Below are 16567 nucleotides of genomic sequence, written 5' to 3'. Positions count from 1 at the left end.
AATCTTATGAAAAAACTTACTTTTCTTGCTTCTGCTCTCGTTTTAAGTTCACTTGCTAGCAATGTAGCATTAGCAAAAGACACTATCGCACTTGCAGTATCTACCCTTGATAATCCTTTCTTCGTAACCTTAAAAGAAGGTGCGGAAAAAGAAGCACAAAAATTAGGGTATAACTTAGTTGTATTAGATTCTCAAAACGACCCGTCAAAAGAACTCGCTAACGTTGAAGACATTACTGTACGTGGCGCAAAAGTGCTATTAATCAACCCAACTGATTCTACCGCTGTCGCTAATGCAGTACGTGTTGCGAATAAGAAAAAAATTCCAGTTATTACTTTAGACCGCGGTGCAGCACAAGGTGATGTGGTTAGCCATATCGCTTCAGACAACGTAGCTGGCGGTAAAATGGCGGGTGACTTTATTGCTGAAAAATTAGGTGACAAAGCGAAAGTTATCCAATTAGAAGGTATTGCAGGAACTTCTGCTGCACGTGAACGTGGTGAAGGTTTCAAACAAGCAGTAGCAGTACATAACTTCCAACTTCTTGCTAGCCAACCAGCTGATTTCGACCGTACTAAAGGTTTGAACGTAATGGAAAACTTATTAACTGCTCAACCTAGTGTACAAGCCGTCTTCGCTCAAAATGATGAAATGGCATTAGGTGCTATTCGAGCTATTCAAGCAGCGAATAAAAATGTTTTAATCGTTGGTTTTGATGGTACAGATGACGGTGTAAAAGCAGTGAAAAGCGGCAAACTAGCTGCAACTATTGCCCAACAACCTGATTTAATTGGCGCATTAGGGGTACAAACTGCAGATAAAGTTATCAAAGGTGAAGCTGTAGAAGCGAAAATTCCTGTACCTTTAAAAGTTGTAACAAAATAATTTCTATTAGAATAAACGGGTGGAAACACCCGTTTACTCACTCAAATCAGCTGTATTTATTTGAATCCAAGGAGTCGTATTATGTTCGCAGCCAAAACATTAACCGTTCTCGGTAGCATCAACGCTGATCACGTTATCCATGTTCCACATTTTCCACAACCTGGTGAAACCCTCTCTGGCAATCATTACCATATCGTCTTTGGTGGAAAAGGGGCAAATCAAGCCGTTGCCGCAGCTCGTTTAGGTGCTAGTGTTAATTTTATTGCTTGTATCGGTGATGATGATATTGGGCTGCAAATGAAAAAATCTTTTCAACAACAAGGTATCCATACTGAAAGCATTACCACTATTGCCAATGAAATGACTGGTATTGCAATGATTCAAGTAGCGGCAAGTGGCGAAAATAGTATTGTAATTTCAGCTGGCGCCAATGCTCATCTTAATACGCAATTAGTACAACAATTTAAACAGCAGCTAACAGAAGCGGATGCATTATTAATGCAACTGGAAACCCCGTTAGAGGCAGTTATCTATGCTGCAAAAACTGCTCGTCAAGCAGGGAAACAGGTGATCCTCAATCCAGCACCAGCCCAACCTTTACCAGACGAATTGTTATCTCAACTTACGATGATTACCCCGAATGAAACCGAAGCAGAGATCTTAACTGGGATTAAAGTGATTGATGAACAAAGTGCCGCGCAAGCCGCTGCTATTTTTCACCAAAAAGGAATTGAAACTGTCCTTATTACATTAGGAGCCAAGGGCGTTTTTGTCAGCCACCAGCAACAACAAGCAATTATTCCTGGTTTTCGTGTTACCGCAAAAGATACCACTGCAGCAGGCGATACTTTTAATGGTGCTTTAGTTACTGCGTTACTGGAAGATAAATCACTCGATCAAGCAATTCAATTTGCTCATGCTGCCGCAGCAATTAGCGTTACTCGTTTAGGTGCACAATCTTCAATTCCAACTCGTCAAGAAACGCTCGATTTTTTAGCTGCTACTAAATAAAATGGACTGACTCATTAAGCTGTAAGGAGCGATGTATGGCAACGATGAAAGATATTGCAAGGATTGCAAAAGTATCTACTTCCACTGTTTCTCACGTTATTAATAATAGCCGTTACGTTAGTGACGAAATGCGAGAAAAAATTATGAAGGTGGTTAATGAGTTAAACTACACGCCTTCAGCTGTTGCCCGTAGTTTAAAAGTCAAAGAAACAAAAACCATTGGTATGCTGGTAACGGCAACCAGCAACCCGTTTTTCGCCGAAGTAGTTGCAGGCGTGGAACAATATTGCAATCAACACCAATATAATTTAATTATTTCGAGTACCGACGGTAACGAAGAACGCTTGCAACAAAATATCCAAACCCTAATTCAAAAACAGGTTGATGGCCTATTGTTAATGTATTCGGACGCCAGAAATGCGATTGTTAAACAGCTAAATGTGCAATTACCGATGGTGATTATGGACTGGTGGCCTACCGCAATGAATGCCGATAAGATCTATGAAAATTCTGAATTTGGTGCTTATTTGGCAACCAAAACTCTAATTGAACAAGGTCACGAAAAAATCGCTATTATTACCGGTAAATTAGATAAGTCACTCGCAAGTAATCGTTTAATTGGTTATCAAAAAGCATTACAAGATGCCCATTTAACCAGCCATCCTGATTGGATTATCGAAAGCCATTTTGATTTTGAAGGTGGTGTCGAAGGAATGAAAAAATTGTTGCAATGCGCTGAAAGACCAACAGCTATTTTTGCTTGTAGCGACACGATTGCCGTTGGTGTTTATCAAGTTGCTTGGCAAAATGGTTTACGTATTCCAGAAGATATCTCTGTTATTGGTTACGATAATATTATGCTTTCCCAATACTTAACACCACCACTCACTACCATTCATCAACCAAAAGCAGAATTAGGTAAATTAGCAGTTGAAACGTTATTACAGCGAATCAAAGCACCAGAACAAGAATACAAAACATTAATGCTTGAACCACAATTAATTGAGCGACAATCAATTAAGAAACTTTAAGCCTTTAGATTATTTCATTCCTGACTAAATTGTGATCAACCCCACAATTCAAATCACACATACTTGCATATTTATGCAGTAACATTTATTTTACAATTTCATTTACCTTCCATAACACAACATAGGGATCACTCAATATGGCAAACTTTAAAACTCTTCTACTCTCCTCACTTTTGGTTTCTTCTGTCGCTCTTGTTGGTTGTAATGATGAAAAAGAAAAACCGGCAACCAATGCCACAGCAAATACTTCAGAACAAGCAGCACCAGCTCCAGCACCTGCTGCTGAAAGTGCACCAAAATTAGCAACTAAATTTGTAACCATTGCAACTGGTGGCGCATCAGGTCCTTATAACATTATCGGTACAACTTTAGCTGAAGTTTATTCAACAGATTTAAAAGCAAACTCAAAAACACAAACTACCGGTGCTTCAGTAGAAAATATCAATCTACTTAACAGCAAAAAAGTAGAAATGGCATTCGTCATGCGTGATGCTCTAAGTGATGCAGTTAATGGTTTAGGTAGTTTCGAAAACAAGAAAATTACTACAGTAAGTGAATTAGCAGGTCTTTATCCAAATTTCGTACAAATCATTACTTCGAAAAAAACTGGTATTAAAACCATTGCTGATCTGAAGGGACATCGTGTGGCAACCGGTGCACAAAATTCTGGTGTAGAAGTTAATGCACGTAAATTACTCGCTGGTTTTGGTATCACTTACAATGATATTACCGTTGATTATCTTGGTTATGCTGAAGCTGTTGATGCACTTAAAGCGGGACGTATCGATGCAGCGTTCCTCACAAGTGGCTTACCAAATTCCTCATTAATGGAATTACAACAAGGTTTTGATCTACAACTAGTTAGCATTCCAAAAGATGGTGCGGAAAAAGTAATGCAAGAATATCCTTATTTCACTTCAATGGTTATTCCTGCTGGTACTTATAATAACGCCGAAGATGTGCAAACAATCGCTATTCGTAATGCACTAATTGTACGTTCAGATCTTAGCGATGATGATGTTTATCTTCTTACAAAAACCTTTTTTGAAAGCTTAGATAAATTAAAAGCTTCTCACCAAGCAGCAAAAGATATTAATTTAGAAGAAGCACAAAAAGGCTCAATTGCGCCATTACATCCAGGTGCGAAACGTTACTATGATGAAATGAGCAAAAAATAATAATGAAAAAAGTGTATAAGATCGCTACTGTCCTGATATCTATTTCAGTTGTGATCTTGACAGTTCAGTTCGACACGATCTATCTGCAATTTGCTGAGAAATCGTGTCGTTTACCAACCAATCAGTTTACATTGCAGTGGAAACATTCCGTCGAAAAACAATTATGGCAAGAACATTATTCACAACAAGGTGACGTGCTAGTTTTAGACAAAGTATTCCAACAAACTTTTGGTGCAGGTTCACCTGCTGATGGCGAAAAAATTCCAGCGCCTAATGGTTTTGTTGGTTTTAAAAAACAGATCTTATTGCCAAAAATTGATTGGTTAGTTTCATCTAATATGCAAGGAGTCCTATTTTCTGACGATTTTATACTTCCCGTTTATCAACTCGTCCCTGATTACAGTGAGATAAAAATTATTCCAATAAAACAAAATCTGATTTCTTTTTTATTAGGAGTGAAATGCGATGTCAAACCTCGAACACACAACACCAACCAATAACTATCAAGAGATTCTCGAAAAATACGATAAAGAATCCGTCACTAAATCGGTCAAATCGCAATGGCAAAAATATATTATTACCATCATTGCTGTCGCTTATTCGTTATTTCATCTCTATATTACGTTTTACCCAATGCCAACTTTATTACAACGTGCACTACATGTTGGAATTGGGGCGTTACTGATTTTTCTGATCTATCCAGCCAGCAAAAAATATAGCAAAAGCGGTATTATGTGGTTTGATTGGATTTTAGGAATTTTAGCGCTCATTACTGCTGGTTATCTCTGTTATGAATATGAAGCATTAATGACTACTCGCGGCGGTATTCCTAATGAAAATGATATTATCTTTGCGATTATTACGACTTTAATTGTGATTGAAGCTGCCCGGCGGCTAACAGGCTATGTTTTAATTATTTTTGCTTTACTGTTTTTACTCTATCCATTTATCAGTTCAATGGATTTTATGCCTGATCGCTTACTCACACGTTATTACGACATTGGCGATATTTTCGGACAACTCTATTTGAAAACAGAAGGATTATACTCTTCCGCTATTGGCGCTTCGGTTAGCTTTATTTTCCTCTTTATTTTATTCGGCGCATTCCTTGCCAAATCAGGAATGGGGAAATTATTTAACGACCTAGCGCTTGCTCTCGCTGGTAGCCGTCAAGGCGGTCCTGCAAAAGTTGCCGTTATTTCAAGTGGTTTTATGGGAAGTATCAACGGCGCCGCAGTGGCAAACGTAGTGAGTACAGGTGCTTTCACCATTCCATTGATGAAAAAAATTGGTTATCAACCTAATTTTGCTGGTGCGGTAGAGGCAAGTGCTTCAGTTGGTGGTCAAATTTTACCGCCAATTATGGGGGCCAGTGCTTTTATTATGGCTGAAACGACTGGAGTAAAATACAGCACGATCGCATTAGCTGCTTTATTACCAGCACTACTTTATTACATCAGCGTCATTGCACAAGTCCACTTTCGTGCAGGTCGTCGTAATTTAAAAGGCTTAGCAAAAGATCAATTACCGCAACTGAAATTGGTAATGAAAGAGCGCGGTCATATGTTTATTCCGATTATTGCCTTAATCGTCTTCTTGATTGAGTCAGTACCAGTCGGTTATGCCGCGACCTATACCATCTTGATCACTATTGCGATTAGCTGGTTACGCAAAGAAACTCGTATGGGCGTAAAAGAGATTATTGAAGCGTTAGAAGATGGTGCTAAACAATCATTGCCAGTAATGGCGGCTTGTGCGGTTGTAGGGATTATTATTGGTGTTGTAAACCTTACCAGTTTCGGTACGGTAATGACATCTTACATCGTTACTTTCGGTGCAGGATCTCTATTGCTTACCCTAATCTTAACAATGTTAGCTTCTATTGTTTTAGGTATGGGGTTACCGTCAATTCCAGCCTATATCATCACTGCAACAATGGCAGCACCAGCATTAGCTGACTTTAACATTCCACTATTAGTTAGCCATATGTTTGTATTCTATTTTGGTATTTTCGCCAATATCACTCCGCCTGTGGCACTTGCCTCATTCGCTGGTGCAGGAATTGCTGGTGGAGATCCAATGAAAACAGGCTGGCAGTCATTACGTTTAGCATTAGCCGGATTCATTATTCCGTTTATCTTCGTTTACAACCCTAGTATGTTGATGATTGATATTCATAATGCCGCGATTACTGCAAACTCATTCCCATTACCGGCTATTAGTGAAATTATCTCTGTCTGTATTACTTCAATTTTAGGGGTAATTGGCTTATCTGCCGCGGTTGAAGGTTACTTTAAACACAATATCAATCCAGTCTTTAGGGTAATTTTAGCTATCGGCTCAGTACTATTAATTTCCCCTGAATTTATTTCAGATATTATTGGTATCGTTATTTTAGCTGTGATGTTGTTAATTAATCTTAAGCAAAAAGCCTAAAAATCTAACATATAATTAATTGATACTATATCACCTAAATTTGCCAAAATTTAGGTGATTCACTAATAAAAACCCTTCTTAATCATAAAGATAAGAAGGGTTTTAAATTAATTATACTCTAGAAAAAAACTATAAAATTTCTTTTGCTTTCGCTACAACGTTCTCTACAGTAAAGCCAAAGAGTTTAAAGAGTTCTCCCGCCGGTGCAGATTCACCAAAACGGTTCATACCCACAACACGTCCGGCTAAGCCAACATATTTGTACCAGAAGTCGCTAATTCCAGCTTCCACAGCAACACGTTTTGTCACGCTGCTTGGTAATACGCTTTCTTTGTAAGCTTCGTCTTGTTTGTCAAAGACATTAGTGCTTGGCATAGATACCACGCGAACTTTATGTCCTTCAGCAGTTAATTGCTCTGCCGCTTTCACTGCCAATTCCACTTCCGAACCTGTCGCAATGAAAATCAACTCTGGTGTCCCTTCACAATCTTTTAAGATATAAGCACCACGTCTGACATTCGCTAATTGTTCCGCTGTTCTTGCCATTTGCGCTAAGTTTTGACGAGTGAAGATTAACGCACTTGGTCCTTCCTTACGCTCTACCGCTGCCTGCCATGCAATCGCAGATTCTACTTGGTCACATGGACGCCAGGTTTCAAGGTTTGGAATTAAACGTAATGCCGCAGTTTGTTCTACCGGTTGGTGTGTCGGACCATCTTCCCCTAAACCAATAGAGTCGTGAGTATAGACATAAAGCACACGTTGTTTCATTAAGGCAGACATACGTACCGCATTATGCGCATATTCCATAAACATTAGGAAGGTTGCACCATAAGGAATAAAACCACCATGTAAAGCAATACCGTTCATAATCGCTGACATACCAAATTCACGCACACCGTAGTTGATGTAGTTACCATCTACCACATTCGCACGTAATGGTTTTGAACCTGACCATAAGGTTAAGTTAGACCCCGCTAAGTCCGCAGAACCACCTAAAAATTCTGGCAATAAATGCGCATAAGCTTCAATCGCATTTTGTGACGCTTTACGGCTCGCTATATTCGCTGGATTGGCTTGTAATTTTTCAATAAAAGCTTGAGATTCCGCTGCCCAGTTCGCCGGTAATTCCCCCGCTAAACGACGGCTTAATTCTGCCGCTAATTCTGGGTAAGCCGCTTGATAAGCCGCAAAACGTTTATTCCATTCTGCTTCTTTCGCTGCACCTTGTTGTTTTGCATCCCATTCCGCATAAATCTCTGCCGGAATTTCAAATGGCGCATATGCCCAACCTAAATTTTGACGAGTCGCCGCAATTTCTTCTTCACCTAATGGTGCACCATGGCAATCGTGAGAGTTGGATTTATTTGGTGAACCATATCCAATAATGGTTTTACAGATAATTAAACTTGGTTTACTGGTTTCTGCTTGCGCCGCTTCAATCGCTGCTGCAATCTCTGCTGCATTGTGACCATCTACTGCTGGCACAACATGCCAACCATACGCTTCAAAACGTTTTTGTGTATCATCGGTAAACCAACCATCTACATGACCATCAATCGAAATATTGTTGTCATCATAGAACGCAATTAATTTACCTAAGCCTAATGTCCCCGCTAATGAACACGCTTCGTGTGATACCCCTTCCATTAAACAACCATCACCTAAAAAGACATAAGTATGATGGTCAATAATGTCATGACCTGGACGGTTAAATTGGCCGGCTAAGGTTTTTTCGGCAATCGCCATCCCTACCGCATTGGTAATACCTTGGCCTAATGGACCTGTGGTAGTTTCTACGCCCGGTGCATAACCATATTCTGGGTGGCCTGGGGTTTTTGAATGTAATTGACGGAATTGTTTTAAATCTTCAATTGATAAATCATAACCTGTTAAATGCAATAGGCTATAAATCAACATTGAACCATGACCATTTGATAACACAAAACGGTCGCGGTTTACCCATTTTGGATTCCCTGGATTATGGGATAAGAAATCACGCCATAATACTTCTGCAATATCTGCCATTCCCATTGGCGCACCTGGGTGCCCTGATTTTGCTTTTTGCACCGCATCCATACTTAAAAAACGGATTGCGTTTGCGCGTTCTCTTCTTGTAGGCATAAAATTCACCTCTATGTTCTTTTCAAAATTAAAGTTTTACGATAAGCATTGCTTCTAATTTTTCGATATCTGCCGCAAATTTACGAATACCTTCAGCCAATTTATCCACTGCCATCGCATCCATATTGTGTTGCCAATAGAATTCAGCTTCTGTCATCGCTGCTGGGCGTGGTAATACTGCACCTTGATAATCCAATTTACGCGGTAATTCTGCATTGCTTTCTTGTAACTCTTTTAACAACGCTGGCGAAATCGTTAAACGATCGCAACCCGCTAATTCAGTGATTTCACCAATATTACGGAAGCTTGCTCCCATTACTACAGTTTTATAACCATATTGTTTGTAGTAGTTATAAATTTTAGTTACTGAAATCACACCTGGATCTTCACTTGGAGCAAACTCTTTCTTATCTCCATTCGCTTTGTACCAGTCTAAAATACGACCTACAAATGGAGAAATTAAGTAAACGCCCGCTTCGGCACAAGCACGAGCCTGCGCTTCGGAGAATAATAGAGTTAAGTTACAATTGATTCCTTCTTTTTCTAAAATTTCCGCAGCACGAATTCCTTGCCAAGTTGAAGCAATTTTAATCAAAATACGATCGTTGCTGATTCCTGCTTCGTTATAAAGAGCAATTAATTTACGTGCTTTTTCTACTGTTGCTTGCGTGTCATAAGAAAGACGAGCATCCACTTCTGTTGAAATGCGTCCTGGGACGATTTTAAGAATTTCTAATCCAATATTAACGGCTAATTTATCTTCAGCATCAATTAATTGTTGTGCCTTATCTGTACTTTTACTTTTCGCATAAGCCACCGCTTCGTCGATTAATGAAGCATATTGTGGTAATTGGGAAGCGCTTAATACAAGTGATGGATTTGTTGTCGCATCTTGTGGTTGGTATTTTTTGATTGCTTCGATATCACCAGTATCTGCTACAACCACAGTTAATTTTTTTAAGACATCTAATTGATTTACCATTTCTATTTCTCCTAAATATTAATTATAAAATTCTTTATCAAAGTTGTTCTTGCATTTTTTGATATACAATATCTACAAGATCCTTCCCAAAAATAATTTGATATTGATTAGTAATAGAGAATAGACCTTTTACTAATTCTAATTTTTCTATTTTATTTTTATCTATATTTTCTGGATTATTTAATACAACTCTGATTCTTGTTGCACAATGTGTTAAAGCAACAATATTCTTTTTACCACCTAAATACTCAATCAATTTAGTAGCAATTTCACCAAATTCATTATTATCATCTTTATTATTAGCTAATGACTTTAATGCATCTTTTATTAAATCAATAAAATTTTCTGCATTCCAAGCACTTCTACCAACAAATAATCCATCAATATGTTCTTTATTAATCAGTTTATTTGCATTATCCGGATTAACACTTCCACCGTATAGAACAGGAATATCTAATCCTTCTTTACCAAACATCTCATATAGACATTGCTTAATAACAGCATGTTTTTCTTCTGCATATTCTGCAGAAGCTGGAATACCATGTTCTCCAATAGCCCAAACAGGTTCATAAGCCACTCTAACAAGAGATATTTGTTCTTTAGTAACACCATTTAATCCGATCTTAAGCTGTGATCGCAAAATTTCATCAGAAATACCAAATTCTTTTTGTTCCAATGTTTCACCAATACACAATAAAGTAATAAATTTATGTTTTAATGCTGAAAGAACTTTTTTATTTTCCTCTTCGTCTGTTTCTCTAAAAATATGACGTCGTTCAGAATGTCCTATCATGACTAATTTAACATCTAATTCCTTCAGCATTAACGGCGATATTTCTCCAGTAAACTGTCCAGAATCAGCATGGCACATATTCTGTGCACCAATCACAATTGAATTATTTAATTCATCTTTTACTAATCGAGTTGCATCACTTAATGTTGTATATGATGGTATTACGAATAATTCTGTATTATTAGACTTAACATCCTTTTGATATAAATCCCCTAATTTTGACAAATAATGAATAACATCTTTATTCCCTTTATACATTTTAAGATTAGTGCCAAAATAAATTTTACTTTTCATTTATTTATTCCTTAATATTTTTTATTAATACCCTACAAGGAGAACCATCAGCGTTTTCAATAGCTATTGGTACCATTACAGCATATACCTTATTACTAGTAATACTTTTTGTATTACAAATATACTCTACTAGAGTTACTCCTTTAGATAATAAATGATAATGCGTTGTATGTTTTTCTAATGGTTTATCAATCTTATTTTCTACCCAAAGTCTAATTGGATAATCCTGAGGAAAATCGAATGCTACAATAGTAATATTCTTATTTTTCATAAATATTACAGCATCCTCTGTTAAATATGGTGATTTAGTCCAAAACTCTTTTGAGTTATAACTATAAAAAGTATCCCAATGTGTTTTAAAAATAACTTTATCTGGATTATTCTTTGGCCAAATACTTTTTAATACTTCTGCAGTAATAGCAAAGTTTTCTGTAACATATTCTGCAAGATCTAAAATATAAAATTCACCAATATAAGTACTCGGATTAATATCCAATATATTATACCCACCTTTATTAATATGACTTAATGCATCCATATGAGTAAAAGCATGACAAGAGACCTGTATTTGTGTGGCTTCAAATAAATCTCCATTATCAAAATTACCTTTTTTCTCAATAACTGTTTTCCAACGCACATGTTTATTTGAGATAGGCATAGATAAATCAATCCAATCTTTTTCCATAATGAATCTCCTGTTTATTCAAAGAATACACTTGGTAAATAAGTACTGAACTCTGGTACCAATATTAAAACTACCAATAAACCTAATAACGATAATAAATATGGAACACTGCTTTTTAATACTTTTATTGGTTCACATTCAGCGATATTTGCAGATAAATATATTAAATAACCAACTGGAGGTGTTATTAAACCTATCATCAAATTTAAAATAATGACTAAACCAAAGTGAATAGGTGAAATACCAAATTGGTTAATAATTGGCATAAATACTGGAACCAATATTGTTAATGCTGCAGTAGGGTCCATAATCATTCCAATAAAGAGAACAATTACATTGATTAAAATTAATGCAGACAAAGGAGATGAACAAATTTCTGATACATAACTTGCGACTTGATGACTAATTTGTAATCTTGCAATAACCCAAGCAAAGATTGATGACGCACCAACAATTAACATTACGGTTATTGTGCCCTTTAAAGATGAAATCAACGCTTTTTTAAGTCTTTCTACACTTAATTCTTTATAAATAAATGTTCCGACCAAATAAGCATATACTACAGATACCGCACCTGCTTCTGTCGCGGTGAAAATACCAGAAATAATTCCATATAAAATGATAATTGGGCAAAATAGAGCCCAGACAGCATCTTTTGAACTCTCTTTAACTTCCTTCCAACTAAAAGAGGTTGCTTGATTACCAAAGACTTTAGCTTTAGAAATCACAAAAGTAACCAATATCAGTGTAAGTGCAATTAACAACCCTGGTATGACGCCGGATAAAAACATTTTTCCAACAGAAACACCTGCACCAGCCAATGCAGCAAATACTATCATCGGTACACTTGGTGGAATAATTGGTCCAATAATTGATGCTGATTGTGTTAAAGCAGCAGTAAAAGGTGCTGGATAATTATTCTTCTTCATCTCCGGAATCAACGAACTACCAATTGCAGCCGTTGAAGCAACCGCTGATCCACTAATAGATCCAAAAAATAAACTAGAAAAAATATTAATATACGCTAGTGAACCTTTCCAACGTCCAATAAATGATGTCACAAAACGAATAATACGTGTTGTAATTCCACCAACACTCATCAACTCACCAGCCAAGAAAAAGAAAGCTAATGCTTGTAAAGCATTGGTATCAACTCCTTGCATTACTTGTTGAGCAACAATGGTCACTGGCACATAAGGTAAATATAAGAATAATGTAACAATCGAGGAGAAAATAATACTATAAAATAATGGTAATCCGAGGACGGTTAAAATAAACATAACGCCCAATAAAACAATAAATGACATTATAATTCCCCCACTACTTTAGTTCTTGCTAATGATATAAAAGCAATAACAATTCTGACAATTTCAAGAGATAAACATAAAATAAATGGTACATAAACCCAAGAAATTGAAATTTTGAATGCAGAATAATAACTATTCAGATTCATACCATATAATTTAATCCCACCTTTAATTAATAAGGCTAACGAAATCAACATAACAATATATAATGCTGATGATAATAACCACCCATATTTAAATCTTTCAAATATGATTATTCTTAATAAAGGAACTTGTATTTGTGTTGTTGTTAATATTCCAAATAAAATCATATAGGTATAACAGAATCTTAAAAATTCTTCTGCCCAAGGGAAAGAAATATTAATAACATATCTAGTAATTACCTGAACGAAAGTCATTACAACCAGAATAAGAAAAAAGAGACATCCTAAAGATAAAAATGTCTTATTAATAAAATTCTCATATTTCTCAATCATAATGTCTCTTCCTCCTTATATAGGTAAAGATCAAAATTACATATTATTTAGTTTCAGAAATTTTCTTAATTTCTTTATCACCAAATTTCTTAGCATAGTCATCCCATGCTTTCTTAGCTCCAGCTTGGAAAGAAGCAACATCAGGAGATTCTTCAACTTGCATACCCTGTTGTTTTAACTTTTCAAGATAAACTTTATTCTCTTCAACATTTAATTGTTTTTCTAAATCAGCACCTTCTTTTGCTGCTTTTAACAATATTTCTTGATCCTCTTTATCTAATGAATTAAAACGATCTAGATTCATCGCCATTGGCGCTGCAGTATAAGCATGGTGAGTTAGAGATAAATATTTTTGTACTTCTTGAAGATTATTATTGTAAATATGGTGAATTGGGTTTTCTTGACCATCAATTACCCCAGTTTTTAATGAAAAATAGACTTCATTAAATGGCATTGGTGTTGGATTTGCTCCCCATTCTTTAAATGCTGCAATATGAGCTGGATTTGGAGTTGTTCTTAATTTGAGGTGTGATAGATCTTTTACAGATTTAACTTGTCTTTTATTATTGGTAATATCTCTAAAGCCAATTTCATAAAATGCTAAACCTTTTAATCCATATTGTTCGAGAGATGCTAAAAGTTTCTCACCGACTTCACTATTTATAACTTTTTCTACGTGTTCTTCATCTCTAAAGAGAAATGGTAAATCTAATAAATTGAGTTGTTCATTAAAAGTAGTGTAATAAGGGTTTCCCACTACAACAATATCAATAGTACCCATTCTGGTGCCATCGATCTGAGTACCTGAAGCACCTAATTCACTATTTGGATGTAACTTGATAGTGATTCGTCCTTTAGATAATTCATTAACTCTTTTCGCCATGAATTCTGTTGCTTTAGTTACGGTATCCGTTGGCGAACCATAGTGACTTAACGCCAATTCGTATGTTCCCACTGCAAAAACACTTGAAGAACAAATTACTGATAATACTGTTGCTGAAATAAAATTAAGTTTTTTCATAAGTACACCCTCACCTGTGTGTTATTAAATGAATATTTAAATATTTTCAGTGAAATATCAGCATCTATGATATTTCTGATCAATTTCATTGATCTTAGCAACTTTAGGCGTAGAACCACCTCCAGCAAAGTCACAGTCCAACCACGTTTTTAATATTGATTTAGCTAACTCAACCCCAATTACTCGTTCACCAAAACAAATAATTTGTGCGTTGTTACTCTTTCTAGCTCTTTCTGCTGAGAAAACATCATGACATACTGCTGCCCTAACACTTGGAATTTTATTGGCTGTAATACACATACCAATACCAGTACCACAGGTTAGAATGGCACGTTCATATTTACCTTCAGCAACTGCCGAAGCTACTGCTTCTGCAACATCAGGATATAAAACAACATCCCCTTCTTTAGCACCAAAATCATCATATTCAATACCCAACGTATCTAGGTATTTCATTAATTCAACTTTTAAGTTATATGCTGCTTCATCACAGCCAATCGCAATTTTCATATGAAAATCTCCTAAAATAATTACATTTTCGTTAAATTTAGAATGGTATTTACGTTGCTTGCAGTCGTTGCAATGATATTGATAATGCCCGTTCTCAATGCACCTAATATAGCCATTGCCTTACTGCTTTCAGATGCAATACCAATAACACAAGGTATTGCTCTTAAATCTTCGAGACTTAATCCAATAACTCTATTACTCATCACTGTTTCTACCGGCTCACCTTGTAAATTGAAAAAACCATAACCAGCAATATCACCAATCACACCTAAATTTATTTTTGCTTCTGTTACTTCTTGTGGGGTAAACCACCCCAATTGCACCATGTAACTGTTTTCATTCATGTCACCAATACCAACTAATGCGATATCAGCTTTTCTAGCCCTATCCAGAGTCTCTTTAATGACGCCATTTTTCATAAATACGTCTCTAAACTCTTTATTCTCAAGATATGCTGGTGCATATAAAGTCTCATTTATGCCACCAAAATTTCTTGCTAAGTTTCTACATGTATGATCAGCATCTACAGGTTCACCATTCCGCTGAACACCACCAATGCCACAAATAAACTTGCAAGATTTTGCAGGGAAGATACCTACATGCTCTCCCACCGATGCCACATTACGTCCTTGGCCTACAGCAATGGTCATGCCATCTTTTAAAGTATGTGATAAATATGAACTCACTAAAGCTGCCACCTGCCGTCTTTGCTCGGCTTCATTTTGTGCATCAATTGCAATCAGTGCTCTTTGAATACCAAATTCATCAATCAATCTTTTTTCTAATTGAGATGTAAAAATTGGGTGATATTTCACATTAATTTCAACAACACCTTCTTCTCTTGCTTTTTTTAATAATCTTCCAACTTTAATCCTGGAAATATTAAATTTATTAGCAATTTCTTCTTGAGTTAATTCATGTTCATAATAAGCAATTGCAATTTCTGTTAATAAATCAACTTCTTTGTAATCCATTATTTATCCTTATTTTTCAAAAATAATATTACTAATATATTCCTTTGATTTAATTAATGTTGACTCAATTAAATCAATATCCACTTTATCAGAAAGTCTCTTCGGTGTTGAATCTAATTCTCTATATATTCTTAATGGAATTTCTAAACTACAACCAATATTATTATCCTTTAATTCTTTCACTATCTTGTGATAATCAATAACTCCATCACCTATTGGTAAAAATTTAAATTTATTGTCCTCTATAATTACATCTTTAATATGAAAGTGTTGACAATATTTTATCGACATTAAAGACTGCTCTATTACATTTAATGTTTTGTCATAAGTCACCATATTACCCGGATCAAAATTTATAGCATAAAAATTACGATCTAATTGATTTAATATTTCAAGAGCATCATTCAAATCTACAAAAGCATTAAAATTATAATCCCCAGCATTTTCTATACAGAGAACACAATTATTTCTTTCTAGTAAGGGTTTTAATGATTTTAAGTTATCGATTAACTTAGATTTATTTTCTAATTTTGTCGTACATACATTGATATATTTAGCACCAATTAAATTGGCAAATTTTAGGCGAGGAGAAAAAATATCAAATAAATTATCTGTTGATAGATCCATCGTGCAACCCAACGCGAAGGTATCTAAATTATATTTATGTTTAAGGCTATTAACATATTTAGCATTTTCTTCACTAAATAGATCTTGATTTAAATTACCAACATAACCTTGGTTATAAGCTAATTCAAAATAATCAAATCCACATTTTTTAATAGAAGAAAATACTGTTTCTAAATCATACCCATCATAAATAGAGGTATTTACAGCTAATTTAAAATGATTATTCATATTCA

General features: G+C 35.7%; 16 protein-coding genes. 6 read left to right on the top strand and 10 right to left on the bottom strand.

What is annotated here, in order from left to right; all coding sequences use genetic code 11:
- Nucleotides 1–6 precede the first annotated feature (6 nt).
- From rbsB to NYR30_RS01040, 6 genes are all read left to right on the top strand, one after another.
- On the top strand, nucleotides 7–885 hold the full coding sequence (gene rbsB / locus NYR30_RS01065) for a ribose ABC transporter substrate-binding protein RbsB (RefSeq protein WP_066104819.1): 879 nt from the start codon (nucleotides 7–9) through the stop codon (nucleotides 883–885).
- An 81-nt stretch (nucleotides 886–966) separates the two neighbouring features.
- Complete coding sequence (gene rbsK / locus NYR30_RS01060) at nucleotides 967–1896, top strand: ribokinase (RefSeq protein WP_066104821.1); 930 nt, start codon at nucleotides 967–969, stop codon at nucleotides 1894–1896.
- 35 nt (nucleotides 1897–1931) lie between these two features.
- Complete coding sequence (locus tag NYR30_RS01055) at nucleotides 1932–2927, top strand: substrate-binding domain-containing protein (protein ID WP_066104824.1); 996 nt, start codon at nucleotides 1932–1934, stop codon at nucleotides 2925–2927.
- Nucleotides 2928–3064: 137 nt separating this feature from the next.
- Entirely contained in the window at nucleotides 3065–4105 is a 1041-nt protein-coding gene (locus NYR30_RS01050) for a TAXI family TRAP transporter solute-binding subunit (RefSeq protein ID WP_302501592.1), read from the top strand.
- 2 nt (nucleotides 4106–4107) lie between these two features.
- Nucleotides 4108–4605, top strand: a complete 498-nt coding sequence (locus NYR30_RS01045) for a DUF1850 domain-containing protein (protein ID WP_302501591.1) — start codon at nucleotides 4108–4110, stop codon at nucleotides 4603–4605.
- Nucleotides 4571–6541 (top strand): TRAP transporter permease, encoded by a 1971-nt coding sequence (locus NYR30_RS01040; protein WP_302501589.1) that lies wholly within the window; start codon nucleotides 4571–4573, stop codon nucleotides 6539–6541. Before NYR30_RS01045 ends, NYR30_RS01040 begins: the two co-directional genes overlap by 35 nt.
- Nucleotides 6542–6670: 129 nt before the next feature.
- Here the strand turns inward: NYR30_RS01040 and tkt are convergent, their stop codons facing one another.
- The 10 genes from tkt to NYR30_RS00990 are packed head-to-tail and all read right to left on the bottom strand — an operon-like array spanning nucleotide 6671 to nucleotide 16562.
- Entirely contained in the window at nucleotides 6671–8665 is a 1995-nt protein-coding gene (gene tkt, locus NYR30_RS01035) for a transketolase (protein WP_302501587.1), read from the bottom strand.
- Nucleotides 8666–8693: 28 nt separating this feature from the next.
- Nucleotides 8694–9647 carry a transaldolase gene (gene tal, locus NYR30_RS01030; RefSeq protein ID WP_066113792.1) on the bottom strand — a complete coding sequence of 318 codons (954 nt, stop codon included), beginning with the start codon at nucleotides 9645–9647 and terminating at the stop codon, nucleotides 8694–8696.
- 37 nt (nucleotides 9648–9684) lie between these two features.
- Complete coding sequence (locus tag NYR30_RS01025) at nucleotides 9685–10734, bottom strand: triose-phosphate isomerase (protein WP_066110262.1); 1050 nt, start codon at nucleotides 10732–10734, stop codon at nucleotides 9685–9687.
- Nucleotides 10735–10738: 4 nt separating this feature from the next.
- Nucleotides 10739–11419, bottom strand: coding sequence for a cyclase family protein (locus NYR30_RS01020; RefSeq protein WP_066113797.1), 681 nt, complete (start codon nucleotides 11417–11419; stop codon nucleotides 10739–10741).
- Between the two features lie 14 nt (nucleotides 11420–11433).
- Entirely contained in the window at nucleotides 11434–12726 is a 1293-nt protein-coding gene (locus tag NYR30_RS01015; protein ID WP_302501583.1) for a TRAP transporter large permease, read from the bottom strand.
- Nucleotides 12726–13202 (bottom strand): TRAP transporter small permease, encoded by a 477-nt coding sequence (locus NYR30_RS01010; protein WP_066110268.1) that lies wholly within the window; start codon nucleotides 13200–13202, stop codon nucleotides 12726–12728. The genes NYR30_RS01015 and NYR30_RS01010 overlap by 1 nt, the downstream gene beginning before the upstream one ends.
- Nucleotides 13203–13245: 43 nt before the next feature.
- The gene (locus NYR30_RS01005) at nucleotides 13246–14223 is read right to left on the bottom strand and encodes a TRAP transporter substrate-binding protein (protein ID WP_302501582.1); all 978 of its coding nucleotides are present in this window, start codon (nucleotides 14221–14223) and stop codon (nucleotides 13246–13248) included.
- Nucleotides 14224–14280: 57 nt separating this feature from the next.
- Nucleotides 14281–14733 carry a ribose 5-phosphate isomerase B gene (rpiB, locus tag NYR30_RS01000; protein ID WP_302501581.1) on the bottom strand — a complete coding sequence of 151 codons (453 nt, stop codon included), beginning with the start codon at nucleotides 14731–14733 and terminating at the stop codon, nucleotides 14281–14283.
- A gap of 20 nt (nucleotides 14734–14753) precedes the next feature.
- Nucleotides 14754–15707 carry a sugar-binding transcriptional regulator gene (locus NYR30_RS00995; RefSeq protein WP_302501579.1) on the bottom strand — a complete coding sequence of 318 codons (954 nt, stop codon included), beginning with the start codon at nucleotides 15705–15707 and terminating at the stop codon, nucleotides 14754–14756.
- A gap of 9 nt (nucleotides 15708–15716) precedes the next feature.
- The gene (locus NYR30_RS00990) at nucleotides 15717–16562 is read right to left on the bottom strand and encodes a sugar phosphate isomerase/epimerase family protein (protein ID WP_302501578.1); all 846 of its coding nucleotides are present in this window, start codon (nucleotides 16560–16562) and stop codon (nucleotides 15717–15719) included.
- Between the last annotated feature and the right edge of the window lie 5 nt (nucleotides 16563–16567).

Source organism: Gallibacterium salpingitidis (assembly GCF_030517105.1).
GTDB classification, from domain to species: domain Bacteria; phylum Pseudomonadota; class Gammaproteobacteria; order Enterobacterales; family Pasteurellaceae; genus Gallibacterium; species Gallibacterium salpingitidis.
The sequence above is the reverse complement of the archived record's forward strand: the minus strand, read 5'-3'. Positions and strand labels throughout refer to the sequence as shown.